This window comes from Mucilaginibacter rigui (genome assembly GCF_014773275.1).
In the GTDB taxonomy this organism is placed as follows: Bacteria; Bacteroidota; Bacteroidia; order Sphingobacteriales; family Sphingobacteriaceae; genus Mucilaginibacter; species Mucilaginibacter rigui_A.
This window is the reverse complement of sequence record NZ_JACWMW010000002.1, coordinates 368,944-395,444: the sequence shown is the minus strand read 5'-3', so window position 1 is coordinate 395,444 and position 26,501 is coordinate 368,944. Positions and strand designations below refer to the sequence as shown.

The 26,501-nt window shown below is 45.6% G+C and carries 23 protein-coding genes and 1 pseudogene; 17 read left to right on the top strand and 7 right to left on the bottom strand.

Annotated elements, in window-relative coordinates:
• Window positions 1-12: 12 nt before the first annotated feature.
• The 7 genes from IDJ75_RS08885 (at window position 13) to gltX (ending at window position 7,754) form a co-directional block, all read left to right on the top strand.
• Entirely contained in the window at window positions 13-663 is a 651-nt protein-coding gene (locus IDJ75_RS08885; protein WP_191175272.1) for a hypothetical protein, read from the top strand.
• Window positions 664-943: 280 nt separating this feature from the next.
• Complete coding sequence (locus tag IDJ75_RS08880) at window positions 944-2,392, top strand: circularly permuted type 2 ATP-grasp protein (protein ID WP_191175271.1); 1,449 nt, start codon at window positions 944-946, stop codon at window positions 2,390-2,392.
• Window positions 2,393-2,503: 111 nt separating this feature from the next.
• Window positions 2,504-3,439, top strand: a complete 936-nt coding sequence (locus IDJ75_RS08875) for an alpha-E domain-containing protein (protein ID WP_191175270.1) — start codon at window positions 2,504-2,506, stop codon at window positions 3,437-3,439.
• 15 nt (window positions 3,440-3,454) lie between these two features.
• On the top strand, window positions 3,455-4,432 hold the full coding sequence (locus tag IDJ75_RS08870) for a transglutaminase family protein (RefSeq protein ID WP_191175269.1): 978 nt from the start codon (window positions 3,455-3,457) through the stop codon (window positions 4,430-4,432).
• Window positions 4,433-4,507: 75 nt separating this feature from the next.
• Window positions 4,508-5,245, top strand: a complete 738-nt coding sequence (locus tag IDJ75_RS08865) for a peptidase (RefSeq protein ID WP_191175268.1) — start codon at window positions 4,508-4,510, stop codon at window positions 5,243-5,245.
• The gene (locus IDJ75_RS08860; RefSeq protein ID WP_191175267.1) at window positions 5,235-6,083 is read left to right on the top strand and encodes a transglutaminase-like domain-containing protein; all 849 of its coding nucleotides are present in this window, start codon (window positions 5,235-5,237) and stop codon (window positions 6,081-6,083) included. The genes IDJ75_RS08865 and IDJ75_RS08860 overlap by 11 nt, the downstream gene beginning before the upstream one ends.
• 150 nt (window positions 6,084-6,233) lie before the next feature.
• Window positions 6,234-7,754 carry a glutamate--tRNA ligase gene (gene gltX / locus IDJ75_RS08855; RefSeq protein WP_191175266.1) on the top strand — a complete coding sequence of 507 codons (1,521 nt, stop codon included), beginning with the start codon at window positions 6,234-6,236 and terminating at the stop codon, window positions 7,752-7,754.
• A 212-nt stretch (window positions 7,755-7,966) separates the two neighbouring features.
• On the opposite strand, the pseudogene IDJ75_RS08850 reads toward gltX, so the two are convergent.
• The 6 genes and pseudogenes from IDJ75_RS08850 to IDJ75_RS08830 all read right to left on the bottom strand — a co-directional run.
• Window positions 7,967-8,452: pseudogene (locus tag IDJ75_RS08850) on the bottom strand (formylglycine-generating enzyme family protein); the annotation flags it as partial.
• Window positions 8,453-8,476: 24 nt separating this feature from the next.
• Window positions 8,477-8,644 (bottom strand): formylglycine-generating enzyme family protein, encoded by a 168-nt coding sequence (locus tag IDJ75_RS21140; protein WP_224746548.1) that lies wholly within the window; start codon window positions 8,642-8,644, stop codon window positions 8,477-8,479.
• Between the two features lie 219 nt (window positions 8,645-8,863).
• A complete protein-coding gene (locus IDJ75_RS08845; RefSeq protein WP_191175265.1) occupies window positions 8,864-9,358 on the bottom strand; it encodes a GNAT family N-acetyltransferase in 495 nt (164 codons plus the stop codon).
• A 9-nt stretch (window positions 9,359-9,367) separates the two neighbouring features.
• On the bottom strand, window positions 9,368-10,114 hold the full coding sequence (locus tag IDJ75_RS08840; protein WP_191175264.1) for an ABC transporter ATP-binding protein: 747 nt from the start codon (window positions 10,112-10,114) through the stop codon (window positions 9,368-9,370).
• Between the two features lies 1 nt (window position 10,115).
• Entirely contained in the window at window positions 10,116-11,588 is a 1,473-nt protein-coding gene (locus IDJ75_RS08835) for a DUF5687 family protein (RefSeq protein ID WP_191175263.1), read from the bottom strand.
• A 49-nt stretch (window positions 11,589-11,637) separates the two neighbouring features.
• The gene (locus IDJ75_RS08830; RefSeq protein WP_191175262.1) at window positions 11,638-12,918 is read right to left on the bottom strand and encodes a replication-associated recombination protein A; all 1,281 of its coding nucleotides are present in this window, start codon (window positions 12,916-12,918) and stop codon (window positions 11,638-11,640) included.
• Between the two features lie 155 nt (window positions 12,919-13,073).
• Between IDJ75_RS08830 and IDJ75_RS08825 the strand changes: the two genes are divergently transcribed.
• Window positions 13,074-13,706, top strand: a complete 633-nt coding sequence (locus IDJ75_RS08825; protein WP_191175261.1) for a DNA-3-methyladenine glycosylase family protein — start codon at window positions 13,074-13,076, stop codon at window positions 13,704-13,706.
• 151 nt (window positions 13,707-13,857) lie between these two features.
• On the opposite strand, the gene cphA is transcribed toward IDJ75_RS08825, so the two are convergent.
• Entirely contained in the window at window positions 13,858-16,485 is a 2,628-nt protein-coding gene (gene cphA / locus IDJ75_RS08820; protein WP_191175260.1) for a cyanophycin synthetase, read from the bottom strand.
• Window positions 16,486-16,640: 155 nt separating this feature from the next.
• Between cphA and IDJ75_RS08815 the strand changes: the two genes are divergently transcribed.
• From IDJ75_RS08815 to IDJ75_RS08775, 9 genes are all read left to right on the top strand, one after another.
• Window positions 16,641-17,567, top strand: a complete 927-nt coding sequence (locus IDJ75_RS08815; protein WP_191175259.1) for a cyanophycinase — start codon at window positions 16,641-16,643, stop codon at window positions 17,565-17,567.
• The gene (locus IDJ75_RS08810; RefSeq protein ID WP_191175258.1) at window positions 17,564-18,406 is read left to right on the top strand and encodes an isoaspartyl peptidase/L-asparaginase; all 843 of its coding nucleotides are present in this window, start codon (window positions 17,564-17,566) and stop codon (window positions 18,404-18,406) included. Before IDJ75_RS08815 ends, IDJ75_RS08810 begins: the two co-directional genes overlap by 4 nt.
• Before the next feature lie 197 nt (window positions 18,407-18,603).
• Window positions 18,604-19,230, top strand: coding sequence for a hypothetical protein (locus tag IDJ75_RS08805; RefSeq protein ID WP_191175257.1), 627 nt, complete (start codon window positions 18,604-18,606; stop codon window positions 19,228-19,230).
• Between the two features lie 189 nt (window positions 19,231-19,419).
• A complete protein-coding gene (locus IDJ75_RS08800; RefSeq protein WP_191175256.1) occupies window positions 19,420-21,564 on the top strand; it encodes a carboxy terminal-processing peptidase in 2,145 nt (714 codons plus the stop codon).
• Window positions 21,565-21,711: 147 nt separating this feature from the next.
• A complete protein-coding gene (locus IDJ75_RS08795; protein ID WP_191175255.1) occupies window positions 21,712-22,146 on the top strand; it encodes a MarR family winged helix-turn-helix transcriptional regulator in 435 nt (144 codons plus the stop codon).
• Window positions 22,147-22,156: 10 nt separating this feature from the next.
• Window positions 22,157-23,164: an NAD(P)/FAD-dependent oxidoreductase gene (locus IDJ75_RS08790; RefSeq protein ID WP_191175254.1), complete on the top strand. Its 1,008-nt coding sequence runs from the start codon at window positions 22,157-22,159 to the stop codon at window positions 23,162-23,164.
• Complete coding sequence (locus tag IDJ75_RS08785) at window positions 23,161-23,478, top strand: 2Fe-2S iron-sulfur cluster-binding protein (RefSeq protein ID WP_191175253.1); 318 nt, start codon at window positions 23,161-23,163, stop codon at window positions 23,476-23,478. The genes IDJ75_RS08790 and IDJ75_RS08785 overlap by 4 nt, the downstream gene beginning before the upstream one ends.
• 203 nt (window positions 23,479-23,681) lie before the next feature.
• Window positions 23,682-24,749, top strand: coding sequence for a ligase-associated DNA damage response exonuclease (locus IDJ75_RS08780; RefSeq protein ID WP_191175252.1), 1,068 nt, complete (start codon window positions 23,682-23,684; stop codon window positions 24,747-24,749).
• Window positions 24,746-26,371 (top strand): ATP-dependent DNA ligase, encoded by a 1,626-nt coding sequence (locus IDJ75_RS08775; protein ID WP_191175251.1) that lies wholly within the window; start codon window positions 24,746-24,748, stop codon window positions 26,369-26,371. The genes IDJ75_RS08780 and IDJ75_RS08775 overlap by 4 nt, the downstream gene beginning before the upstream one ends.
• Window positions 26,372-26,501: the final 130 nt, after the last annotated feature.

The window sequence follows — 26,501 nt, the reverse complement described above, 5'->3', positions numbered from 1 at the left end:
TAAACAATTTACATGTACAAAAAACTCCTTTTGGCATTCGTGTCAATCATTGCCATCCAAACCGTTAAAGCACAAACAGAAAAGGGCAGCCAGATGCTAGGACTTAGCTTTGGGGTAAACACCTCAAGTTCAGACTCCCGCTACATTGATTACTCTACTAATGCTTTCAGTAACGTTCATGGCAAGCAAACCAGTTTCTCTATTGCTCCAACTTACAGCTATTTTATTGCCGACAAGCTGGATTTAGGTCTGTCTGTAGGATACGGCCAGTCAAAGCAGGACTATGGCAGCATTTATAATCCGAGCAACACGGAGTCGAATGCCTTTAACGCTGGCATTTACCTTAGAAAGTACTTCCTGTATGAAAATAAATTAGGGATCAGGACCGGCCCAATGTTTAATTATCAGCATGGTAAATATACCCAGGAATATGCCAGCAACCAGCAAAGTAACTCGGAGAGTATTACTAATACCTATTCCGGGGGCCTTGGGTTAGACTTTGTTTACTTCCCGGTTAAACGCCTCGGCTTAACCGCCGCTTTAGGAGGAATTACCTATGCACATCAGGAGGTTAAGGGAACCACCCCGGGCACTTATAATAGCTTCGATGCCAGTTTCGCGAATCGCTTTATATTTTCTATCAATTACGCATTCGGAAACTAACAATTATATTGATGTTTATAAAGCCCTAAGTTTTGCTTAGGGCTTTGCTTTTACCAACAGATTTTATTCCCTTAACTACTTTCGCGACGAATATTAGCCTTCGGCTTAAATTGAGTCGTTATTTTCAAAATATTAAGACATTTTCTATATTTTAATATAAATTTTGCATAAAAAAATTATTATTATTCATAATTTACCAAAAAAATTAAAAAAAGCCATCGATATTTTATTTAAAATCACGACAAATGGCAAGTAATCGGTTTTTAATTTAAAGATTTTTATGTACAAATCTCAGCATTTTGAAAAATACAATCTAATAAACGGCGTATGGGACGAGATGTACAACGAAAAAAGCATCGTGCGTGACCATTATCAGAAAGTAATTGAATACCTGGCCAAAGAATCGCCCGATGACCTGAATAAAAAAGAAGAACTGGCCAAACGCTTGTTCATGACCCAGGGTATAACTTTTACTGTCTACAACAGCGGCGAAGGTATCGAGAAGATCTTTCCGTTTGATATCATCCCCCGGGTGATAACCGCTGCCGAATGGGATTTTGTAGAGAAAGGCATTAAACAACGGCTTACCGCACTTAACCTTTTCCTAAAAGATATTTACCATAACCAGTTCATTGTAAAAGATGGTATTGTGCCGATAGATATCGTATACTCGTGCCCGCATTTTCTGCGAGAAATGTACCAGTTGAACGTACCTTATGATGTATACGTACACATAGCCGGTATCGACCTGATACGCGACCATGACGGCACTTTTTATGTATTGGAAGACAACCTGCGCACGCCATCGGGCGTAAGTTACATGCTGGAGAACCGCGAAATAACCAAACGACTGTTTCCTGACCTGCTACCCAACTGCGGCGTACGCAGCGTTACCGAATATCCATCCATATTATATAAAAACCTGCTTTCACTTTCGCCGAGGCAGATCAGTAACCCTACCATAGTGCTGCTTAGTCCGGGTATTTATAATTCGGCTTATTTTGAGCATACCACCCTTGCACGCTTAATGGGTGTTGAACTGGTGGAAGGCCGCGACCTTGTGGTGAACAACCATAAGGTGTATATGAAAACAACCACCGGCCTGCAGCAGGTTGATGTAATATATCGCCGGGTGGATGACGACTTTTTAGACCCGCTGGTATTTAACCCTAACAGCGTTTTAGGTGTAGCCGGGCTGATGGGCGCTTACCGCAAAGGCAACGTAGCCATTGTTAATGCCATAGGCAATGGCGTTGCCGATGATAAGGCCACGTACATCTACGTTCCGGATATGATACGCTATTACCTGAACGAGGAGCCATTGCTTAAAAATGTACCTACCTATCGCCTGAGTAATGACGATGAGCGCGAATACGTTTTTAAGAACATTAATAGCATGGTAGTGAAAAAAACCAACGAAAGCGGCGGTTATGGTATGCTGATGGGTCACGCATCCAGCGAAGAGGAAATAGAAAAGTATAAAAAAGATATATTGAAAGACCCGCGCAACTTTATCGCGCAGCCAACCATCAGCCTGTCGGCAGCGCCGTGTTATATTGGCGGAGTGCTGCAACCAAGGCGTATAGACCTTAGGCCATACGCCCTTTGCGGACCGGATGGCATCCAGATAGTGCCCGGCGGCCTAACGCGTGTGGCCTTAACAGAAGGCTCATTGGTGGTAAATAGTTCGCAGGGGGGCGGCAGTAAGGATACGTGGGTGCTTTGTTAAGCCCCGTACCCCCTGAAGGGGGAACAAAATATTAAAACATAATAATATGTATCTCGATATAAATAAAATAATTCATTCAAAAAACTCCTCCTTCAGGGGGATGGGGGGTATATGTTAAGCAGGGTAGCAGCAAGTTTTTATTGGTTAAGCCGTTACATCGAACGGAGTGACGGTATCCTGAGGATGCTGAAGACCAATTACGCATCGTCGCAGGATTCGGTTGCGGGGTTTACGTGGGAGCCGGTTATCCGTATTTTTTCGGGTTCGGATGAAGAATTGATAGAAAAATTAGGGGACGACAGTCGCGCAGTTTTAAAGTATATGGTGATAGATAAGGAAAACCCCAACTCTATTGTCAACCTCATCACGCTTGCCCGCGAAAACGCCCGCAGTGTGCAGGAGCATATCCCGAAAGATCTTTGGCAATGCCTCAACGAGTATTATCATACCGCCAAAGAGCCCCGCATCCTTGCCGGCCTGAAAAAGGACGATCCCATAGGCGTTTTAGATGTATTGATAAAAGAAGTGATGCTGTACTACGGCACAGCCGAAATTACCATGGAACGCGGGCAGGCCCGCAGCTTTATGAACATTGGCAAATACCTGGAGCGCGCCATCCAATCGATAGACATCCTCGATGTAAAGTTCGGGCCTATCAACTCCAACCCCGACCTGCTGCTGGATATCACCTACTGGAAACACTTGCTGCTTTCCATCGGCGGGTACGAATTGTACCAGAAAACCTACCGCGACGGGCTGGAAGCACATAATGTAATTGAACAGGTTATTTTGAATAATGACTTCCCGCGCTCGGTTATCTATTCGGTAAACAACATCCAGCGGTATTTCGACAGATTGAAGAACAACAGCAACGTGAACGATTACCGCGAGATATCCTTTCATATAGGGAAGCTGCAAAGCAATATCAAATACAGTTCGGTTAAAAGCATCCGCCAGATGGGATTGCACGAATATTTGACCAGCCTGCGCGAAGACCTGTATCGCATAGGCAACTCGCTGAACGAATATTACTTTGCAAATTCCTGATAAACAGAATTTATTATGCCCGAATTTAAAATACAACATACCACCAAATATGCCTACGATGGCTTTGTGCGCGATAGCGCCAACAAGATCATCCTGTATCCTATTGTTGACATTTACCAGGATGTTTTAAAACACGACCTGCAAATTAGCGGCCACCCGCAGGTAGATACCTACGTTGATTATTACGGCAACGAAGTGGGGAGCTTTACCTATACCGAGCCGCATAACCTGATGGTGATCAACTCGCAGTTATCTATTATTACCCATCCGAGACCTTTACCGCTGGATAATATATTTTCGGCCGAGCAATGGAACGAGTTATTTAACCTGCGTTACATTGTGCCTTATATAGATTTTTTGAAGCAGGAATACTTTGAAGGCCTGAGCGAACTGCGACCCGTGGTTGAGGCCGAGCGTAAAGTAGAAGATACGCCCTACCACACCACCTTAAAGTTCTGCAAATACGTTTACAAAAACTTCGATTATATAAAAGGGGTAACCACCGTGGAGACCACATTGGATGAAATCTGGAAACTCAAGGCCGGAGTTTGCCAGGATTTTGCCCACCTGCTAATGGTGATGCTACGTTTGGTTGGCATCCCTGCCCGATACGTAAGCGGCTACATTTGCCCAAACAAGGATGGCATGCGCGGCGAGGGGGCAACCCACGCCTGGGCCGAAGCCTACTTGCCCGGTTACGGCTGGCTGGGAATAGACCCGACTAACAACTGCGTGGCTAATGAGAACCATGTACGCCTTGCTGTTGGCCGTAACTTTAGTGACTGCTCGCCGGTTAAAGGGGTCTACAAGGGCGCGGCAGGCCATACGCTTGAGGTATCGGTTTCTGTTGGGTACGAGGACGGGCAAGTTCACGAAGAAAAAGATATATTTACCGTTTCTAAGGCTCCGAAAGCTGAAAATACTATTGCCCGCAATAGCTATGCAAAATATATGGAGATGATTGAGCAGCAACAACAGCAGCAGCAGCAATAAGAGAGGCCGGACATTTAGAAGCAAGAGACAAGACCGGAAAACATCCCGACTCCCCTCTAAAAAAGGTATATATATATGACTTACTGTTTAGGAATAAAAGTTAAAGAAGGCTTAATAGCCATTGCCGATACACGCATTACCTCGGGTACAGATACCACCATCAAAAAAAAGATAACCCTGGTACAAAAAGATGGCGGCGCACTGTTCATCATGACCAGCGGTTTAAGGTCGGTACGCGATAAGGCCGTTGTTTATTTTAACGAATTGGTAGAGACCGAAACTTACGACAAGCTTTACCAAGCGGTTAATGCATTTGGCCAGCAGGTGCGCCGCGTTGCCGAAGAGGACAGGGCGTACTTAGAAAAGGCCGGTTTCAAATTCGACCTGAACACTATTATTGGCGGGCAGCTGAAGGATGATGAAGAGCACAAATTATTTATGCTTTACCCCGAAGGCAACTGGGTGGAACTTGGCCTTGGTGCGCCATTTGTTGTGATAGGCAACTCGGGCCATGGCAAGGCGATATTGAACCGTACACTGGATGAAGATTCGGACATGCGGCTGGCTTTAAAGGCCGGCTTCTTATCGTTCGACTCCACCAGGGTAAGCAGTAACAATGTTGATTTTCCGATAGATGTGATATTGTACAAAAAAGACACATTTAAACTGGTTGAACAGCGTTACACACAAAAGGATATGGCCAGTATTTCTGCGCAATGGGATGACGAATTAAAAACCGCCCTGCAAAATATACCGGGAGATTGGATGGATAAGGCGTTTGCAAAATTACCACAGGTAAAAGATGAGGTTTAAAGTTTCGGCCGAGTTAGGATATGAGGTTAAGGCGCCCAGCACTTTAATATTAAACGTACACGCGCTACGCACCGCGCACCAAACTATCATCGACGAAAAACTAAGTATCGCTCCATACATCAAAGCCGAAGAATTACCATCAACCAATAGCGAAAACCGCTTTGTACGGCTGGACATCACCGATACCGGTATCGTCAATATAAAATACGAGGCCACGGTTGATAATTACTATGAAATAAAAGATTACCGCGATTTTCAGGAAGTACCGGTAAGCAAATTCGACCCCGCTGTGCTAACTTATTTAAACCCCAGCAGGTACTGCCAGTCTGATAAGCTGTACCGTTTGGCTAACAACACCTTCGGGCAAATTGATAATACCTATCGCCAGGTGGTTGCCATAACCGACTGGATCCATAAAAATGTTGAATACCTGAGCGGGTTCAGCAATTCAGAAACCTCCGCTTATGATACCGTTACCCAGCAGGCCGGTGTTTGCCGCGATTTTGCGCACCTGGGTATCGCGCTTTGTCGCGCCCTAACCATTCCAGCCCGTTATTTTACCGGATATGCCTATAAGCTTGTCCCGGCCGATTTTCATGCCTGTTTTGAAGCCTACATAGGCGGCGACTGGATCCTGTTTGATGCCACAAAACTCGCTCCGTTAAACGGCCTGGTAAAAATAGCCACCGGACGCGATGCCGCAGATGCCGCCATTGCCAGCATATTTGGCGATGTATTGTGCAATTATGTAAAGGCCGATTGCCAGATGCTGGACGATGCACCCTTTGAGCCGATCTATTACACCAAATCGGTTTTTGATGGGGTTACGTATTTGTAAGTCGCCTAAAATGTCATGGTGAGCCTGTCGAACCACTAACCGCTTTATTAATCCTTCGACAAGCCCAGGATGTCAGAAATTTGTATCCCCCCTGCCACATTTTACATCAACCTTTTGGCTTACGGTTAATAGGGTTATCTTTGCTGCGCGATGTCAGATAAAAAAGTAAGAGTCCGTTTTGCGCCAAGCCCTACAGGTGGTTTACACCTGGGTGGTGTGCGTACCGTTTTGTTTAATTACCTGTTTGCCAAAAAGCACAAAGGCGATTTTGTTTTACGTATAGAAGATACCGACCAAACCCGCTATGTGGATGGCGCCGAGCAATATATATTAGATTGCCTTAAATGGTGCGGCATTACACCGGATGAAAGCCCGGTTATTGGCGGCCCTTATGCCCCATACCGCCAAAGCGAACGCAAACCGGCCTACCGCCAGTATGCCGAAAAGCTGGTAGCAGAAGGCCACGCGTATTACGCTTTTGATACTGCCGACGAACTGAACGAAAAGCGCAAGGAGGTGCCGAACTTCCAGTATGGGCTTGCTACACGCAACAGCCTGCAAAATTCGCTTAACCTGCCTTTGCACGAAGTTGAAAAGCTATTACATGATGGAACCCCGCATGTTATCCGCATAAAAATGCCCGAGGATGAAACCGTAAGCTTTAATGATATGATACGCGGCCACGTAAGCTTTGAAACCAACCTGGTTGATGATAAAGTTTTGCTGAAGGCCGATGGTATGCCAACTTACCATTTAGCTGTGGTAGTTGATGATTACCTGATGAAAATCACCCACGCTTTCCGCGGTGAGGAATGGTTGCCATCTGCACCGGTGCATATCCTGCTTTGGGAATACCTTGGTTGGAAAGCCGATATGCCTGAGTGGGCACATTTGCCTTTGATATTAAAACCTGATGGCCATGGCAAACTAAGCAAGCGCGATGGCGCACGCCTGGGTTTCCCTGTTTACGCCATGAACTGGTTTGATGCGAAAAGCGATGAGTTAACGCCGGGTTTCCGTGAATTAGGCTTTTTGCCCGAAGCATTTCTGAACCTGCTGGTCATGCTTGGCTGGAACGATGGTACCGACCAGGAAATTTTTACATTGGATGAGCTCATAGAGAAATTTTCTATCGAGCGCATCAGCAAAGCCGGCGCCAAGTTTGATTTTGAAAAAGCCAAATGGTACAATGCCGAGTGGATAAAACGCACCGATGCCGAAAGCTTAAAGCTAAAAGTGTGGGAGATATTAAAAGCTAAAAGCGTTATTGTAAAGGATGAGGCCTATCTGCTAAAAATTATTGATGTAGTTAAAGATCGCTGCGTTTTACTGCCCGATTTTTATCAGCAGTCGGCATACTTCTTCCAGCAACCTGCAGAGTACGACCTGAACGCCGTTAAACCAAAATGGAACGATGTTAAAACGGATTTCTTTAACGCGTTTATAGCTGTATTAAGCTCACCAGACACATTTGATGCCGCTGAGCTGGAAGCCAAATTTAAAGCCCTTGCCGAAGAAAAAGGCCTTAAGCCGGGCGATGTGATGCTGCCTTTCCGTATTATGTTGGTGGGTGGCAAATTTGGCCCGCATGTATTTGATATAGCCAAACTGCTTGGCGAAAGCGAAACCATCATTAGGATAGAAAAAGCGATAGAGGCCTTTACGGCGTAACGCTTCTATAAAAACATTAAAAGGCGGATTGCACAGTGCAATCCGCCTTTTTTGTACCCACGCATCATTGCGAGCGGGAATAATACTTTGCTATCGTGAGTTTAGCGCAGCGTAACTCGTGATGTAGCACAAAGTAAGCTTTCAGCTTACGGCAGCTGAAAGCTGCAGGTATGCCGTGTCACGGGCTGAAAGCCCGCGACAGCAATAATCAATTATATATTCCTTGCCACCCTAAACCCAAGGTCATCAATTTTAAATAAAGTAGGGTGGCTGCGTCTGCGGTTGGTAGCCATACAGCCTCGTTCCTCATCGCTCCAGCCGCCTCCTCTGATGATGCGGTAAGAGCCATAAACAGTTTCGTCATAAATGTCAGAACACCATTCCCAAACATTGCCCAGCATATCATAAAGACCCCAGGCATTGGGTTCTTTTAAGCCCACACCGTGCGTGGCCTTCTCCGAATTGCCCTTATACCAGGCGATCGAATCTAATTCGCCGTATCTGATGCCGGTTATACCAGCCTTACAGGCATATTCCCATTCGGCTTCTGTGGGTAGCCTAAATCCGCTTGCCTTTGCATCGAAGGCAATATCCTCAGCAGAGTTGATTGAATAGCATGGCTTTAACCCGGCCTTTGCTGATAATAAATTACAAAATGTGATTGCGTCTTTCCAGCTTATGGTTTCAACAGGCAGCCTATTTCCTTTAAATACACTCGGCGATTAATTGGTAACGGCAACGTATTCTGCTTGCGTTACCGGGAATTGGGCAAGTAAAAACGATGCGATTTCAACCGTCCATCCTTGTTTTGTACGGTCGTCGCGCAATTCAATTTTTCCTTGCGGGATCTCTACCATTGGAAGTGAGGGGATATTTATATCGGGAATCATGTTGTGTGGGTAGGTAATTAAAAAGCTTGTCGGCTTACGTTAGCTGAAAGCTACAGCCATGATATGTCACGAGTTTAAAACTTGCGACAGGAGGGTCTCGTAGTCTGCATTGTATATGGGATGCCGAATAAATTCAACATAAAGGCCTTACTGTCGGTCTGACCTTGTCGAAGACTTCGCCGCTTTACTAATGGTTTGGCATGCTGATCGCGACATTTTCTACAACGTCTTCCGCATCACAAAATCATTCATCCAGTATGGGCCAATGGGGATATTCTCCTCATAAACTACCTCAAATCCCATTTTCTCATAAAAGCTTTTGGCGTTGTTATAGCGGTTTACGTTAAGGTCTAACGTGGTTTTACCGGCCTCGCGGGTTTTGTCGGCAACGGCGTTGATCAATATTTTGCCATAGCCTTTGCCCTGGGTAACGGGCAGGCAGTAGAGTTTGTGCAACTTGTAGATCTCAGCATCCTCTTCGCGTGGCGAATAAGCTGCAAAGGCAACCGGTTGCCCGTCTTCAACCAATACCAAAAACGTTTGCTGGTTCTCAGCTATCTGCTTTGCGATCTTTTCGGGCGTATACAACTCGCCCAGCATGTAAGCCACCTGTTCTTTACCCAGTAAAGGCTCGTACGTAGGCCACCAGGTTTGGTGCGCTATTTGCAAAATGGCTTCAACATCGGCTGTTGTAGCTTCTTTGATCAAATACATAAAACGGTATTAATGGTTCTCTTCTTTATCAATTTCTACGCTATAAGCAGTAGTACTTTGCCCAACTCCAAAATATTCTTCCAATTCGGATAAGGTAGATGAACTTGTGGCGATATCCTTGATCACCACACCCTTTTCCATCAGCAGGATGCGCTCACAAACATCAGTTACGTGGTTCAGATCGTGGCTGGATACAATAGTGGTAGCGCCATGATTCTTGTTCTGGTCCTTCAGGATGTTTTTTAACCTGAACTGCGTGCTCGGGTCAATATTAGCGAAAGGCTCATCCAACATCAATAATTCCGGTTGTTGTAACAGGCAGGCGCCAACGCCAACCTTGCATTGGTTACCTTTTGACAGATCGCGGATGTATTTGCCTTTATTAATGATCTCGCCGTTAAAAAACTCGGCCATGCCTGCCAGTTTTTCGTCCACCTGTGCCTTGTTCTGCTGGTGCAGGCCACCGATGAAATACAGATATTCTTCGGGTGTTAAATAATCTATAAGGAACCCTTCGTCCAGGTATGACGCGGTGTAGTTTTTCCAGGCTTCGGCACCGGCAACATTTTCGCCCTTAAGTAATACCTCGCCTTTATCGGCACGTATCAGATCCAATATTATGCGGAACAGGGTGGTTTTACCCGCGCCGTTATTACCTACAAGGCCAATACTTTCGCCTTTGTTTATTTGTACATGCGGTACGTTTACTACAGTTACGCCGTTGTAAACTTTTTTCAGGTCTTTAATTTCTATCATGTTATTTATTTCTGAAGCCTTCGGCTATTTTATATCTTTTTGTGTAAAAATCTGCTTCCAGCTTTTTGATCCAGAAGTCGCGCGTTATGATAAATGCTACGCCTATTATTGCCAGTACTGCCAGGCCAACATTGGTATAGCCCATATACTTAAACGGCAAATAAATTACATAAGGGAACAATATCAGCGGGAACGACAGCAACAGCTGACTTGCACCTACACCTTCCCAGTTAAAAGATGCGCCTTTGCTCAGGTCGATGCGTTTATAGTTTCGGTTGGCAAAGTATAATACAATGGTAGTGTTGATGCCCAAATTCCACAGGTACATTACAAAGTGAATAAGCACCGTGCGCCAGCCAAAGTAGGCGTAAGGCGTAGTCAATATAAACGCCACGGTTGATACGATAGTAAACAGCAGGTATTTCGCTTTTAAAAAATCGGAGAATTTAACCTTGCTCACCAGTATGCCGTCAAAATGCGAGGCCTGCCAGCTAAACATAAACTGCCCGTAATTAATGATGAAAATCCCTGTCATAAACATCCCCACAAAAATCTTGAAGCTTTCTCCCAGTTTCGGGTTGGTGTAAAATAACAGCCCGTAAAACATAAAGAATAAACCCATAATGAGCGCCGAGCGCGGCCGTTTGTTACGCAGTATCAGTTTTACTTCGTTTGCTACCAAATCACCTACATGGCCAAAGCGGCTTAGTAATGGTATTTCGGTGCTGCTTTTTGCCGATTCCTTTTTAGAACTAAGCTCCTCTAAATACAGGTTGCCCTTTAAGTAGTAAAAGTTAACGTAATACATGGCAACAGCAAGCACTACCGGCAGTATCACCAGGTAGGGTTTAGTAATCAGGTTGCCAAAAAACAGGTATGAGATTGCCTTTAACGAATATAAATGCCATACATAATCGCCACAGGTTGCCAGTGTTAAAACCGCGCCTGCTATTAAAAAGATCCAGCCGTTTAAGTTGGCTTTACGTTTAATATATAAGGCCAGGTAATTGTTAAATATAGAATATCCTATAATAGAAACGATAAATACAAGCGTGGTTACCGCACCGGATACCGGCAGGATTATTTTTAGTATAAACGGTCCGAATATCACTATCGGCCACAAATTAAAAAAAGATAACAAGGCTGTTAAAGCCAGATAACCAACAACGCTGTTCCGTTTAACTGGCAGGTGCAAATATGGCTGCACCTTAAGGGTAGGCAACTCCTGTAACTGCAAGCGCATCAACAGATCGAACAGGAAATAGACAAGTACAATGCCACAGAAGGCAACTGTCAAATCCTCTTTAGGGAACATAGCGCCAACCAACTTATCCATAAAAAGCCCGAGGGCAAGTACATACAAAAACAAAATGAAGATGAGGATCCCCATCACCACTTTTACTGCTATACTTTTACCTGTGTTTTTTGAGCGCCAAAAACTCTTAAGCTCGTGATCGAAGAAGGTAGATATCATTTGAATGATCGTGAAAAGTTTAACCTAAGATTAACCAGCGGTTAAGATACTAATATTTATACCTGTCGCCCCAAAGTTTCTTTAGCTTTTCTTTTGATTCATTTTCGCGCGCATTGTTACCAGGCTCATAAATTTTTGTCCCCCTGATGGCTTCGGGTAAAAAATCAAGTTCGGCAAAGTTGCCTTCAAAGCTATGGGCATATTTGTAGTTTTTGCCATATCCTATGTTTTTCATCAGTTTGGTGGGCGCGTTGCGCAGGTGCAGGGGTACGGGCAGGTCGCCGGTTTGTTTAACCAGGGCAATAGCCGCTCCAATAGCCGTTGTGGCCGAATTACTTTTTGGCGATGTTGCCAAATAAATAACCGTTTGGCTCAGTATAAGCTGCGACTCGGGCATACCTATTTTATTAACCGATTCAAAACAAGCCTGTGCCAGCAACAGGGCGTTGGGGTTAGCGTTACCAATATCCTCTGATGCCAGGATCAGCATCCGCCGGGCAATGAACAGCGGGTCTTCGCCGCCTACTATCATCCGGGCCAGCCAGTACACGGCGCCATTAGGGTCGCTGCCGCGCATACTTTTAATAAAGGCCGAAATAATATCGTAATGCTGTTCGCCGGTTTTATCGTACAGGGCCATGTTCTGCTGCACGTGTTCCAGCACCACATCATTGGTCAGAACTATTTTTTTACTGTCGAACGCGTTTACCAGCAATTCAAAAATATTGAGCAGCTTGCGGGCATCGCCTCCACTAAGGCGTAACAGGGCCTCGTGTTCTTTTATGATAATGTTCTTCTCTTTTAGTACAATATCTTCTTTTTTGGCTTTCTCCAACAGGTCCAGCAGGTCCTGCTCTTCCAGCGGCTGCAAAATATATACCTGGCATCGCGACAGCAAAGCGGAGATCACCTCGAAAGATGGGTTTTCGGTAGTTGCGCCTATCAGCGTTACAATACCCCGTTCAACCGCGCCCAGCAGCGAATCTTGCTGCGATTTGGAGAACCGGTGGATCTCATCAATAAAAAGTATAGGTAATATCTCGCCCTGCTCTTTTAGCAGGGATGCCTTTTCTATCACCTCGCGCACATCTTTAACGCCGGAGTTAATAGCACTTAAAGCAAAGAACGGACGGTATAAGGATTGTGATATGATATAGGCCAGCGTAGTTTTACCCACACCCGGCGGCCCCCAAAACAACATGGAAGGTAATGAGCCGCTCTCGATAGCCTTGCGCAAAACCGCGCCCTTACCAACAAGGTGTTTCTGGCCCACATAATCATCTAATGATTTTGGGCGCATGCGTTCGGCTAATGGCGGCAGGTTGTTCATAAATGTAAAAATCAGAAATAGAAATACTAAATCCTAAAAAAATTAGTAATTTAATATGATTTGAACTACTTTGTCATCTTAAGGAACGAAGATCTATCGGCGGGTAGATTCTTTGTTATCGCTCAGAATGACAACTTGTTTATACTAACAAAACAATGCCACAACAGTTTACCAAATCTACTTATAACGGCATCTGCGACAAGCTATCCCAAATGGATGCCGATTTTGCTAAAGTTATTCAGCTATACGGCTATCCGTCCATGTGGACAAGGCCCAATACCTTTGAAACCCTGGTACACATTATATTGGAACAGCAAGTATCGTTGGCCTCAGCATTATCAGCACTTAATAAACTGCGTGAGCGGGTACAGGAAATTACCCCGGCAAGAATACTGTTGCTCACCGACGCCGAAATGCGTGAATGCTATTGCAGTCGCCAGAAAACAGCTTATATCAGGTACCTGGCCGAGGCCCTCATTAGCGGGCAAATTGATCTGGAGGGTTTTGAGCAAATGGAGGATGCGGAGATCCGCGCGCAACTAACCGCCCTAAAAGGCATAGGCAACTGGACGGTAGATGTTTACCTGATGTTTGTATTGCAGCATACCGATGTATTACCTATTGGCGACCTGGCCATTGTTAATGCCATTAAACGGTTAAAAAGCTTACCCAAAGAAACGCTTAAAGAGGATTTGGTAATCCTGGCCGAACAATGGAAGCCGTACCGTACGGTGGCAAGTATGTTGTTATGGCATTATTATTTGAGTGACAGGAAACCAAAGATGTAGAGACGCGATACTTCGCGTCTTGTTTAGGCGGGCATTCAATTGCACTATTTGCGAAAGGCGCGTAGTATCGCGTCTCTACAATAAAAAAGCCCATCTGAAAAATCAGATGGGCTTTAATCACTTCAAAAGCTCCCCTTTCAGGGGGTTGGGGCTAAACGTTAAATAATCCGTTGCGTTCCTGTTCCTGGTAGTTTTGTACGGTTTCTATAGCGTTATCAACAACATCGCTTAATGCGGTAATGAATGTACCCGGCTGAGCCAGGCTCATGGCGTGTTTAATAGCGTCTATTTCTTTTGGCACCACTTCAAAACGTTTATCAGCATCTACAGATTTTATACCGTCTGTTAACAGGCTCAGAATATTTTCTGCCGTACGGCCACGCAGGTGTTTCTCCTGGCGAAGGATGATATAATCGAACATTTCGGCGGCTATCTTACCTATCTCGCGGATATCATCATCGCGCCTGTCACCGGTGCCTGCTATGATACCGATCTTCAGCGGCGAATCGATATGGCTCAGGAAGGTTTTGATGCCGTTGTAGCCATCAGGGTTATGTGCAAAATCTATCATGAAACGGAAATCTTTGAACTCAAAGATATTCATCCTGCCAGGGGTTTGCGCGGCCGAAGGAATGAAAGTTTCCAGCGACATTTTAATATCCTCGGTTTTAAAGCCATGTAAGAAGGTAGCCAGTGTAGCTGCCATTACATTATCTATCATAAACGGCACAGTACCGCCAAAAGTAAGCGGGATAAGGATGGTGCGCTGCACGCGGATCTTCCAGTCGCCTTTCATAATGGTGATAAAGCCATTCTCGCATACGCAGGCAATACCCCCTTTTTTGCAATGCGCTACAATAACCGGGTTTTTCTCATCCCTGCTAAAATACGCTACATTACAATCTGCCTTTTTACCAATTTGTACACAGTATTTGTTATCGGCATTAAGCACGGCCCATCCATCTTTTTTAACTGAGTTGATCACCACGCTTTTTACACGGGCAAGGTCATCAAGGGTGTGGATATCGGCCAGGCCGAGGTGGTCTTCCTGTATATTTGTAATAACGCCAATATCGCACCGGCTAAAGCCGAGCCCCGAACGCAGGATACCGCCACGGGCGGTTTCAAGCACGGCAAATTCAACAGTTGGGTCTTTTAAAATAAACTCGCTGCTTACCGGGCCGGTAGTATCGCCTTTCAGCATCATATTATTCTGCACATAAATACCATCGCTTGTGGTAAAGCCCACGCGCAGGCCATTGTTCTTCACAATATGCGCTATTAAACGCGTGGTGGTTGTTTTACCGTTGGTGCCGGTTATGGCAATAATAGGGATGCGGGCAGATTTACCCGGCGGGTAAAGCATATCAATAACATGCCCGGCCACGTTACGCGCCAAACCTTCGCTTGGTGCAATGTGCATCCTAAAACCCGGTGCTGCATTAACCTCTAATACCACGCCGCCATTTTCGGTAAGCGGCTCGGTAAGGTTTTTGGCCATAATATCAATACCGCATATATCCAGCCCTATGATCTTGGAGATGCGCTCGCAAATAAAAATATTTTCGGGGTGTACATGGTCGGTCACATCAACAGATGTACCACCGGTGCTTAAGTTAGCGGTCGATTTTACAAAAACCTTTTCGTCCTTATCCGGTACGGTTTCTAAGGTATATCCCTTTTTCTCCAGCAAGTCTAAAGTATCGCGGTCAATATCAATCAGGGTAAGTACATTTTCGTGTCCGTACCCACGGCGAGGGTCGGCGTTTTCTTTATCTATCAGTTGCTGAATGTTCAGTTCACCGTCCCCAATAACATGCGCCGGGTCGCGTAGGGCGGCAGCAACCATTTTATTATCTATCACCAGTACCCTAAAATCATAGCCCGTTATGTAGCGCTCTACAATTACACGGCGCGAGATATTCGCAGCAAACTCGTAAGCCGCGATCGCGTCTTCAGTGGTGTTGATGTTGATGCTGATACCGCGGCCGTGGTTACCATCAAGCGGTTTAAATACCAGCGGGAAGCCGATACGATCTATCGCTTCTATCACCTGCTCGGTTTTGCTGATGGTCATGCCCTTGGCAACGGGGATAGCCTGCTCCTGTAAAAGGCGCTTGGTTTCGTCTTTGTTGCTGGCTATATCAACAGCAATACTACTCGTCCTTTCGGTCATGGTTGCGCGAAAACGAACCTGGTTTTTGCCGTAGCCCAACTGCACTAACGATTGGTTGTTTAAACGGATCCATGGGATGCGACGGGCAATAGCCTCTTCAACAATAGATCCGGTGCTTGGCCCCAGGCGGGTATTCTCACGAATTTCGCGCATGGTTTGTATATCCTTCTCCAGGTCATATTCGGTACCATCAATAACAGCCCGTACAATATTTACGGCGCTTTCTGCTGCAAATACGCCTACTTTTTCTTCCAGGTAAGCAAATACCACGTTGTAAGTGCCCGGTGTTTTTGTTTCGCGGGTGCGGCCAAAGCCGGTATCCATCCCCGCAAGGGTTTGTATCTCTAAGGCCACATGCTCTATTACATGCCCCATCCAGGTGCCTGCAATAACACGCTCAAAAAAACCGCCCGGTACACCCGGCGAGCAACGGTGGCTGTATAAAGTTGGTATCAATTCTTTTAAACGCTCATAAAAACCATCAATGGTATTAGAAGGGCGGTCTTCCATTTCCTCCAGGTTTAGCCGCATTTGTATTAACTTTTTGCGGCTAATGCTCCAAATGTTTGGGCCGCGCAGTACTTGTATATTCTCGATCTTCATAAATGCTTCAGGAACTTGATATAGGATAATATCTCTAAAGCTAAAAAACTTATGAATGTTTTGAAATGTTTTAGCCAAAAAAGGCAGTTTTATTAATTAATGTGTTAGTTTTTAATCAATTTTTTTTTAATTTGTATATAACTGATACAAAGATTATGGATGTGCCGAGAGGAAAACTGGTAATAATAGGCGGAGCCGTTGATATGGGTAGTAATGTGAGCGTAGTAGAGCATATTATGCAGCCCAATTACATTAAGTTTTTTGAAAAAGGCATTCTAAAGCGCATTATTAACGAGTCGGACAAGCACGAGGGGTCTGTTGTTGAGGTAATTACCACAGCCTCGCAAATACCCGAACTTGTGGGTAACGAATACATTAAAGCATTTAACCAACTTAACGTTACACACGTAAACGTTTTAAATATTAAAAGCCGCGAGGATGCCTCAAACCCGGAATATTTAGAACGTATAAGCAAAGCAGATGTGGTGATGTTCAGCGGGGGCGACCAGCTGCGCCTGACCGCTATTTTTGGTGGCACACAGTTCCTTCAGATCCTGAAACAGCGTTATCAGGACGAGAACTTTGTAATTGCAGGCACATCTGCCGGGGCGGCGGCGGCATCAACCCATATGATCTATCGTGGGCAAAGTAATGAAGCCCTTATTAAAGGCGAAGTACAGATAACCGCCGGTCTTGGCTTTATAGATTCTGTTATTGTTGATACCCACTTTGTACAGCGTGGCCGTATTGGCCGTTTACTGTACGCCGTAGCAACCAACCCGGGCATACTGGGCATTGGCCTTGGCGAGGATGCCGGCCTGCTTATAACCGAAGGCTATATGATGGAAGCCATTGGCTCTGGATTAATAATGTTGGTTGATGGCAAGAATATTGTAGAAACAAACGTTTATGATGTAGAGATAGGTGACCCTGTTTCTATAGAGAACTTAAAGGTGAATGTAATGTCGATATTTGATAAATACGATTTGCAACAGCACCGCATGATCATTAAAAAAGCGATAAAGGTTGAAGAGGACGTTTTTATAAGCGCCCAGGATAGTGATAATAATGATTTACAATGAAGCTGATCATACATGGAGGATTTTTTAGCGAATCGCTTACAAACCAGGAAGTAAAAAAGGCCAAGCAGGACGCCCTGCGCGAAATTGTTACGCTTGGCCATAAATACCTGGAAAGCCATACCGCTGCCCAAACCGTTGTATACACCGTTTGCCTTTTAGAAGATTGCGACCTGTTTAATGCAGGCACAGGTTCACAAATACAAAGCGACGGCAAAATAAGATTAAGCGCCTCCCTGATGGATGGCAAAACCCAAAAGTTTAGCGGTGTTATTAACATTGAGGATGTGAAAAACCCCATTTGCATTGCCGAAAAACTGATGGAATATGACGACCGCGTACTCAGCGGCTTAGGTGCTAATGCATTCGCAGCCAATAACGGCATACCCTATTACAACCCCGAAATACCCCAGCGCCGTAAGGAATATGAAAAGAAACTAAGCGACTCCATCCGCCTGGGTACGGTGGGCTGCGTGGCGCTTGATATTTACGGCGACATAGCCGCGGCAACTTCTACCGGCGGCAAAGGTTTTGAAATACCCGGCCGTGTAAGCGATTCGGCCACCGCTGCCGGCAACTACGCCAATGCATATGCTGGGATCTCCTGCACCGGCGTAGGCGAAGATATTGTGAGCGCATCGGTAGCCAGTAAAATTGTTACCCGCGTAACCGATGGTATGCCCATTGCCATCGCGACAGCAAAAACTTTAGACGAAATGAAACCCTACGATGGTTTTGCCGGTATAATAGGCATTACCAACACCGGCGATATTTACCATGCCGATACCCACCCCTACATGGTTTGGGCTTTACATGATGGAGGGGTGGAGGTTTTTGAGTAATTATAGCATTAGTAAATATAATTGTATGCCGGTATTTAATTTAATTAACAATATTTGGCCTGATGCACCGTTAAGGTTTTTCAATTTTACGCTTAAAAATTAGCCAATAACACTATTCTTAAGCTATTGTAAATCAGAAAACTAATTTTTACATTTGCATACCAGTTAATTTAACTATACCCCCGCGAAAGATTTAAATGCGATATATCATCTTAATAATTCTTTGCGCTCTCAACCTTTCGGCATCAGCCCAATGGTGGCGCGGCGACTTTAAAAAACATACAAGGCACCCGCAAATTGCGCAGGTTAAAGACCGGTCGTTAAAAAATTACCTTGCAGCAAAACGCCCTCCGTACAATCCAAAAACACTTTCTGCAGCTGTTATCCCGCGTAGCCAATTCAATCTGGAGATCAACGAACGTATAGTAATGCGTGCGGCACAGCATAATATGCGTTTCCGCGAGTACGCACAGGCCAGTTATCGTTTTAGTGAGCTGGCAAAGATCTATGTGGGCGAGAACCGCCTGTCGGAAGCGAAGTGGTATTACCTGCAAAGTATCCTTATATCAAAACAACAAAGCGACCATCAGCATACCATAAATAACCTGGTAAGCCTGGCCCTTATTAAGGCCGATTTGGGCGATATGACCCAGGCCCATCAGGACTTAACAGAAGCCCGGGACCTGGCACGCAATACCGGCCGTACCCAGGACGTTAAAATGGTGGACGAAAAGATAAAATTTGTGCAAAGCAATAAGGTTTGGCTACCAAAATCAGAGTTACGGTATGCTGAAGCTGTTGATACCGTTCCAAAGTTTAAATAACACACTGTTTTTGTAACATTTGCGTAAAATGGAGTGTCTATAATAAAACAAACCAAACATTATTGTAATATTGTTATTCAATATATTAGCGGGACGGCTTGGAGGCTGTCTCTTTTTTTATAGGCAAATTAAAAACAGGCACAAGTATTGATGTTTTATTCAGGTCCCGATTTAAATAGTGTAAAAGATATGTTCAAGAAATTATATTTAATGCTGGTTTTAGCGGCTGCGCTTGCCTGCAACGCAGCTCCGTCAAAAATCAACTACAAACACGCAGGCCCTAATGACCTGCAGCCAGACGAACAGCAAGCCGTTGTTTTAAAATATGTAGCCACCCTTATTTCTGATTATAATTACAAAAAGGTACCGATGAACGATTCGGTATCGGCAATTATATATGACCGCTACCTGAAAAAACTGGATGAGAACCACAACTACCTCCTGGCATCTGATGTAAAAGAGTTTGACCAGTTTAAAACCCAGTTTGATGATGATATTAAAGCCGGTAACCTGGCCAATGTGTTTTACATGTTCAACGTGTTTCAGAAACGCTATAACGAGTACGTGGCATTCTCGGTAGCCGAGCTTGGTAAAAACTTTGATTTTAGCCAAAACGAGACATATACTTACGACCGCGATAAAATGCCGTGGGCTGCATCAGAAACCGATTTGCATAACCTTTGGGCACAGCGCGTAAAATATGACCTGCTTAACCTGAAACTAACCGGCAAAGAACTTGCTGCGAACAAAGAAACACTTAAAAAACGTTATACCAGCATCTTATCGCAATCAAACAAGCTTTCAAACCAGGATGTATTCCAGGCGTTTATGGATGCCTTTACTGAAGCTATAGACCCGCATACTAATTACTTTAACCCTGCGCTTGCTGCAAATTTTAATATAGACATGACCCGCTCTTTAGAGGGCATAGGCGCATCGTTACAGGTAGATAATGAATATGTAACCATTAAAGCTGTTACTGCCGGTGGCCCTGCCGATAAAAGCAAACAGGTAAATGTTGATGACCGCATTATTGCGGTTGCCCAGGGTAAAACCGGCGAGTTCCAGGATGTTGTGGGCTGGAGGATAGATAACGCAATTGCGCTTATACGTGGTGCAAAAGGCACAACTGTAAGGCTTCAGCTTTTAGCAAAAGGCAGCGCGGCCACAGCCAAACCACGTATTGTAGAGTTGGTTCGCGAAAAGATCATCCTAAAAGATATCTCTGCTAAAAAGGAGATCCGTACGTATAACAACAATGGCAAAACAGTTAAGATAGGGGTTATTTCTATCCCGGCTTTTTACCTTGATTTTGCCGATTATAAAGCCGGCAACCCTAACTATAAAAGCACCACCCGCGATGTGAAGCTGATACTTGATACCCTAAAGCGTGAAAACGTTGATGGTGTTGTGATAGATCTTCGCCAAAACGGTGGCGGATCATTAATGGAAGCGGTTGAACTTACCGGCCTGTTTATAAAAACAGGTCCCGTTGTACAGGTAAGGGATTCGCGCAACCAGATAGATATTAATCAGGACGAAGACCCTGCTGTAGCTTATTCGGGCCCATTAGCCATCATGGTTGATAGATTCAGCGCCTCTGCATCAGAGATCTTCTCGGGCGCTATACAAGATTATGGCCGCGGCTTGATAGTAGGTACCCAAACTTACGGTAAAGGTTCTGTACAAAACCCTATCGATCTGGATAAGGTTATCGCACCATCGTTAAAAGATAAATTACTGGCTATGGCTGGTAAAGCAAAAACAGTAGCAACCGGCAGCCAAAACAAATTTGGCCAGCTTAACTTAACTATCGCTAAGTTTTACCGCATCAACGGCAACTCAACACAGCATAAGGGTGTAATTCCTGATATCACTTTCCCGTCAATAATACCGTTGGATAAATATGGCGAGGATACCGAGCCATCTGCCATGCCGTTTGATATGATCGCGAAAAGCGATTATACCCCGGTGGGTAGCTTCGCTACTGTTTTACCACAACTTAAAAAACTGCATGACGACCGTATGGCTGCCAGCCAGAGCTACAAGTATTTGCTTCAGGACATCGAAGAGTCAAAGAAACAATCGGAAGAGATAAGCGTGACGCTTAACGAGCAAAAGCTTAAGCAACAGCGCGACGAAGAAGAGAAGAAAGCCTTTGAGCAAAACAATTTGCGCAGGGTAGCTTTAGGCTTACCGGCACTGAAAAAAGGCCAGCCTAAACCCAAAAACGAAGATCTTGATTTCTTACAAAAAGAAGCAGGCCAGATCCTGACGGATTACCTTACACTGGGGAATAAATTAACCAGCGTAAAACCAGCAGGCACTAATTAACATTCTTTTTCAACAAACAAAAAGGGACGCGATAATATCGCGTCCCTTTTTGTTTAAGCCCATTTTTGCGCTCCCGTATAAATAATTTACATTTCAATGTACAACCAAGCTAAATTCATATTTATATTTGCCTAACTAATAATTAGTATGACAACTAAAAAGTTTGATAGCTATTCTTACCTGCTCGATCGCACAGCGCGAAGGGTAAAGGGATATGCACAGCAAAGATTCGCCTCCGGCAATTTTGATATAACGGTTGACCAGTGGCTGATCCTTAAAAGCCTGGATAATGACCGCTACCTTAAACAAAAAGAACTGGCTGAGATTACTGGCAAGGATAACCCCACACTAACCCGCATTATTGATCTGCTTTGCAAAAAAGGCTTAACCGAACGCGTAACCCACAAAGAGGACCGCAGGAGCTTCACCGTTCACCTAACTGCGGCCGGTACAGTAAAATTAGCCGAACTTTCGCCGCAGGTTGATGATATCCGGATGAAAGCCTGGCAAAACCTTACCGAGCAGGATTACGAGCAGTTGAAAACTATACTCAACAAGATCTACCAAAATTTAGAATCTTAACACCAATGATATGATAACTACAGATATAGGCATCATCGGCGCCGGGCCTACCGGGATGTTTGCCGTTTTTGAAGCCGGCCTCCTTAAAATGCATTGCCATTTAATAGATTCGCTGCCGCAAGCAGGCGGGCAGCTTTCAGAAATATATCCACAAAAACCCATCTATGATATCCCCGGTTACCCGGCTGTTAACGCGCAGGAACTGGTTGATAAACTATCCGAACAAATAGCACCTTTCCACCCGGGCTATACACTTGGCGAACGGGTTGAAACCCTGCAAAAACAGGAAGATGACACCTGGCTTATCGGCACTAATGATGGTACACAAATTAATTGCAAAGTAGTTGTAATAGCCGGTGGCCTTGGCTGCTTTGAGCCGCGCAAGCCCGATGTTGACCGCCTTACCGAATTTGAAGGCAAGGGGGTGCTGTATGCTGTACGCAACCCTGAAGCATTCCGCGACCGCAATATTGTGATAGCGGGCGGTGGTGACTCAGCCTTAGACTGGACCATTTTTTTAGCTAACGTAGCAAAAAAGGTAACCCTTGTACACCGGGGCGATACATTTAGAGGCGCGCCCGATGCTGCTGAAAAGGTAGCCGAGCTGGCCAAAACCGGCGCTATCGACCTTGTCCTTAAATCGCGCGTTGTAGCACTGGATGGCGCTGGGCATTTAGAGCAGGTAACTATTACCGGGCCCGATGGGCAAAACAAGCATTTACAGGCCGATAATTTTATCCCGCTGTTTGGCTTGAGTCCGAAACTGGGGCCCATAGAAAACTGGGGGCTGAATATTGACAAGGCAGCCATAGAAGTAAACACCTTTGATTACAGCACCAACGTAGAGGGCATTTATGCCATCGGCGATATCAATACCTATCCCGGTAAGTTAAAGCTGATCCTTTGCGGGTTCCACGAAGCGGCGCTGATGGCGCAGAGTGCATTCAAACACGTGTACCCTGATCAGCGCCTTACATTTAAGTACACCACCGTTTACGGCATACCAGAACTGGCATGATCACATTTACAGTAGAAGGAAGGGATGGCATACAGGTACCCGTAGAAATACCCGAAGGCATCAGCCTGAGCCTGATGGAAGTTCTAAAAGGGAGCGATTACCCGATACTGGCCACCTGCGGCGGAATGGCCCTTTGCGCCACATGCCGGGTAGAAGTATTAAACGGATTAGCGCAATTGCCACCAGCGGGCGATGCGGAACTGGATATACTTGACACCCTGCCCTTTGTGGACGAAAGCAGCAGGCTCTCCTGCCAGTTGCGCGTAAACGAAAGCCTCGAAGGCTGCCTGTTCCGCATCCCGCAGGAAGATTAACCGTAGAGACGCGAAGTATCGCGTCTTTTTTATCTGGAACAATTTTAACCACTGAGGGCACAATGAGAAAACATAAAGCACATAGAGGAAAAATCTGATAGCAGCTCTTAAAACCTCAGTGTTCTCTGTGAGAACGCCGTGCCCCTCTGTGGTTAAATTCCCAAATTGAAACCAATTTATCCCCCGCTGGTTATTATAATACTATGGCCAAACCATTACTAGAATTTACAGACAGGGGCATTTACTGCGCACAGGGAAAGTTTTACATCGACCCATGGAAGCCGGTGGACGATGCCGTGATCACCCACGCCCATGCCGACCATGCTTATTGGGGCCATAAGAACTACCTGGCGCACCATCTTTCAAAAGAGGTGTTGTATTATCGCCTTGGCGAAATTAACCTGCGAACCATCGAATATGGCGAAACCGTAACAAAAAACGGTGTGCAAATCTCTATGTATCCGGCAGGGCATGTCATAGGTTCGGCGCAGATAAGGGTAGAATACAAGGGCGTTGTTTGGGTGGTATCCGGCGACTATAAAACGGATGACGATGGTATCTCCACAGCGTTTGAGCCCGTTAAATGCCACCACTTTATTTCTGAGTGTACCTTCGGGATGCCTGTTTATTCGTGGAAACCACAGTCCGAAATTTTTACCGATGTAAACAACTGGTGGCACAGCAATGTGGAAAACGGCATAGCTACAGTTATAGTTGGTTACTCTTTAGGTAAGGCGCAGCGTATCCTGCAAAACCTTGATCTGGACATAGGTAAAGTGTACACACATGGCGTTATCGAAAACACCAACGAGGCGCTGCGCCGAAACGGTGTCACCTTGAACCCTACCGAGCGCATCACTTCCGATTCCTCAAAAGAAGAAGTGCGCAAAGGCATTATCATTGCCCCGCCATCATCCGTAGGTACGCCGTGGATGCGCAAATTTGGCCCTTATAGTTTCGGTTATTGCAGTGGCTGGATGGCCATTCGTGGTGCTAAACGGCGACGCGCTGCCGACAGGGGGTTCATCATGTCTGACCATGCCGACTGGAACGGATTAGTAAGCGCAATTGACGCTACAGGCTGCGAATGCGTTTATCTCACCCATGGCTACACCGCATCTTTTACACGGTATTTAAACGAGATTGGTTTTAATGCCCGCGAGGTACACACCCTTTATGGCGGCGAGGAAGAGGATGCCCGGGTAACCGAGGGCGAAGAGGTAAAAGAAACCGCGCCATCAGGCGATGTGGTAAAGGAGGGTGCACAATGAAAGCATTTGCCCAGCTCTTCCTTTCGTTAGATGAAACCAACAAAACCAACGAAAAGGTTAAGGTACTGAAGGATTATTTTACCAACGTACCCGATACCGATAAAATGCATATGCTCGCCCTGTTTACGGGCAGGCGGCCAAAACGGCCTATCAATTCTACGCTCATCCGCAACTGGGCTATCGAGGCATCAAACATCCCGCAATGGCTTTTTGAAGAAAGCTACCACGTGGTGGGCGACCTGGCCGAAACGATGTCGCTTTTAATGCCCGAGAGCCGGAACAGCAGCAGTAAAACCCTTACGGAATGGATTGCCGAAATAAATGCCCAGGCCACCCGTACCGAAGAAGAGCGCAAACTATGGCTGATGGAATCATGGGCGATGCTTGACCGGCAGGAGCGCTTTGTGTTCAACAAATTGCTTACGGGCAGCTTCCGCATTGGTGTATCAAACAACCTGGTGGTAAAAGCCCTGGCAGATATTACCGGCATTGAAGCCCCCGCGCTTACCCACCGCATTATGGGAAGCTGGATGCCTGAGGATTATACATACGATCAATTAATAGAAGAGCAAAACGTGGCTGATAATATTTCCCGCCCATACCCCTTCTTTTTGGCTTACCCGATACAGGAAACATCCGAAAAACGCAAATCGGCAGAAGAGGTTGGCCTTGCCCTTGGCGATGCGGACCAATGGCAGGCGGAATGGAAATGGGATGGCATCCGTGCGCAGATGATAAAACGTGGCGGCGAAATTTTTATATGGAGCCGGGGCGAAGACCTGGCTACCGAAAAATTCCCGGAACTGCACCCCTTCCTGAATGCCCTGCCAGATGGCACCGTACTGGATGGTGAGATCCTTGGCTTTCAGAATGGTTTGCCAATGCCCTTTAACATATTACAAACCCGTATCGGGCGCAAAAACCTGAGCAAAAAAATCCTGACAGATAGCCCGGTGGCTACCATTGTTTACGATTGCCTGGAATATGCCGGTGAGGACATCCGATCTAAAACACAATCGGAGCGGCGGGAAATATTAGAGAAATTACAAAATGAAACCGGTTTTCCGGAAGTCTTCCGTATTTCATCGCTCATACAGTTTAATAGCTGGGAAGAACTGGAAAAGACGAGGGAGCAATCTCGCGCCATGATAGCAGAGGGTGTAATGCTGAAACGGAAAAGCGCTACCTACCAGGTTGGCCGCCGCCGTGGCGACTGGTGGAAATGGAAAATAGACCCGCTATCTGTTGATGCCGTGATGATTTACGCCCAAAAAGGCCATGGCCGCCGTGCCGATCTGTACACCGATTATACCTTTGCCGTTTGGGATGGCGATAAACTGGTGCCCTTTGCCAAGGCCTACAGCGGCCTTACCGATGCCGAGATCAACAAGGTGGATTATTTTGTTAAACGGAACACGCTTGAAAAATTTGGCCCGGTACGTACCGTAAAGCCCGAACTGGTTTTCGAGATCGGTTTTGAGGGGATCAATAAATCTACACGGCATAAGTCGGGCATTGCGCTGCGTTTCCCCCGTATCCTGCGCTGGCGGCATGATAAGCCTAAAGAAGAAGCGGATACACTGGATAGTTTAAAGGATCTGTTAGGAGAGAATGGGGGATAGCGGCATGCTATTTTCCCCATGGCATTGCGAGCGTGCAATCTCTTTAATATTCAATCAATAAGCCCATCCTGCTGAACTTATTTCATGTCCGTCATGCTTAGTAAAGCGCTAATCATCAGTCAGCTCGCTG

Bases quoted from the DNA above. Each gene is read 5' to 3' on its own strand.
- IDJ75_RS08805 (WP_191175257.1), top strand. From the start codon at position 18,604: ATGCGATATATCATCTTAATAATTCTTTGCGCTCTCAACCTTTCGGCA.
- IDJ75_RS08775 (WP_191175251.1), top strand. From the start codon at position 24,746: ATGAAAGCATTTGCCCAGCTCTTCCTTTCGTTAGATGAAACCAACAAA.
- IDJ75_RS08840 (WP_191175264.1), bottom strand. From the start codon at position 10,114: ATGATAGAAATTAAAGACCTGAAAAAAGTTTACAACGGCGTAACTGTA.
- IDJ75_RS08845 (WP_191175265.1), bottom strand. From the start codon at position 9,358: ATGTATTTGATCAAAGAAGCTACAACAGCCGATGTTGAAGCCATTTTG.
- cphA (WP_191175260.1), bottom strand. From the start codon at position 16,485: ATGAAGATCGAGAATATACAAGTACTGCGCGGCCCAAACATTTGGAGC.
- IDJ75_RS08865 (WP_191175268.1), top strand. From the start codon at position 4,508: ATGACTTACTGTTTAGGAATAAAAGTTAAAGAAGGCTTAATAGCCATT.
- IDJ75_RS08795 (WP_191175255.1), top strand. From the start codon at position 21,712: ATGACAACTAAAAAGTTTGATAGCTATTCTTACCTGCTCGATCGCACA.
- IDJ75_RS08835 (WP_191175263.1), bottom strand. From the start codon at position 11,588: ATGATATCTACCTTCTTCGATCACGAGCTTAAGAGTTTTTGGCGCTCA.
- IDJ75_RS08875 (WP_191175270.1), top strand. From the start codon at position 2,504: ATGTTAAGCAGGGTAGCAGCAAGTTTTTATTGGTTAAGCCGTTACATC.
- IDJ75_RS08830 (WP_191175262.1), bottom strand. From the start codon at position 12,918: ATGAACAACCTGCCGCCATTAGCCGAACGCATGCGCCCAAAATCATTA.
- IDJ75_RS08810 (WP_191175258.1), top strand. From the start codon at position 17,564: ATGAAGCTGATCATACATGGAGGATTTTTTAGCGAATCGCTTACAAAC.
- IDJ75_RS08800 (WP_191175256.1), top strand. From the start codon at position 19,420: ATGTTCAAGAAATTATATTTAATGCTGGTTTTAGCGGCTGCGCTTGCC.
- IDJ75_RS08825 (WP_191175261.1), top strand. From the start codon at position 13,074: ATGCCACAACAGTTTACCAAATCTACTTATAACGGCATCTGCGACAAG.
- IDJ75_RS08860 (WP_191175267.1), top strand. From the start codon at position 5,235: ATGAGGTTTAAAGTTTCGGCCGAGTTAGGATATGAGGTTAAGGCGCCC.
- IDJ75_RS08870 (WP_191175269.1), top strand. From the start codon at position 3,455: ATGCCCGAATTTAAAATACAACATACCACCAAATATGCCTACGATGGC.
- IDJ75_RS08790 (WP_191175254.1), top strand. From the start codon at position 22,157: ATGATAACTACAGATATAGGCATCATCGGCGCCGGGCCTACCGGGATG.
- IDJ75_RS08885 (WP_191175272.1), top strand. From the start codon at position 13: ATGTACAAAAAACTCCTTTTGGCATTCGTGTCAATCATTGCCATCCAA.
- IDJ75_RS08780 (WP_191175252.1), top strand. From the start codon at position 23,682: ATGGCCAAACCATTACTAGAATTTACAGACAGGGGCATTTACTGCGCA.
- IDJ75_RS08880 (WP_191175271.1), top strand. From the start codon at position 944: ATGTACAAATCTCAGCATTTTGAAAAATACAATCTAATAAACGGCGTA.
- IDJ75_RS08815 (WP_191175259.1), top strand. From the start codon at position 16,641: ATGGATGTGCCGAGAGGAAAACTGGTAATAATAGGCGGAGCCGTTGAT.
- IDJ75_RS21140 (WP_224746548.1), bottom strand. From the start codon at position 8,644: ATGATTCCCGATATAAATATCCCCTCACTTCCAATGGTAGAGATCCCG.
- gltX (WP_191175266.1), top strand. From the start codon at position 6,234: ATGTCAGATAAAAAAGTAAGAGTCCGTTTTGCGCCAAGCCCTACAGGT.
- IDJ75_RS08785 (WP_191175253.1), top strand. From the start codon at position 23,161: ATGATCACATTTACAGTAGAAGGAAGGGATGGCATACAGGTACCCGTA.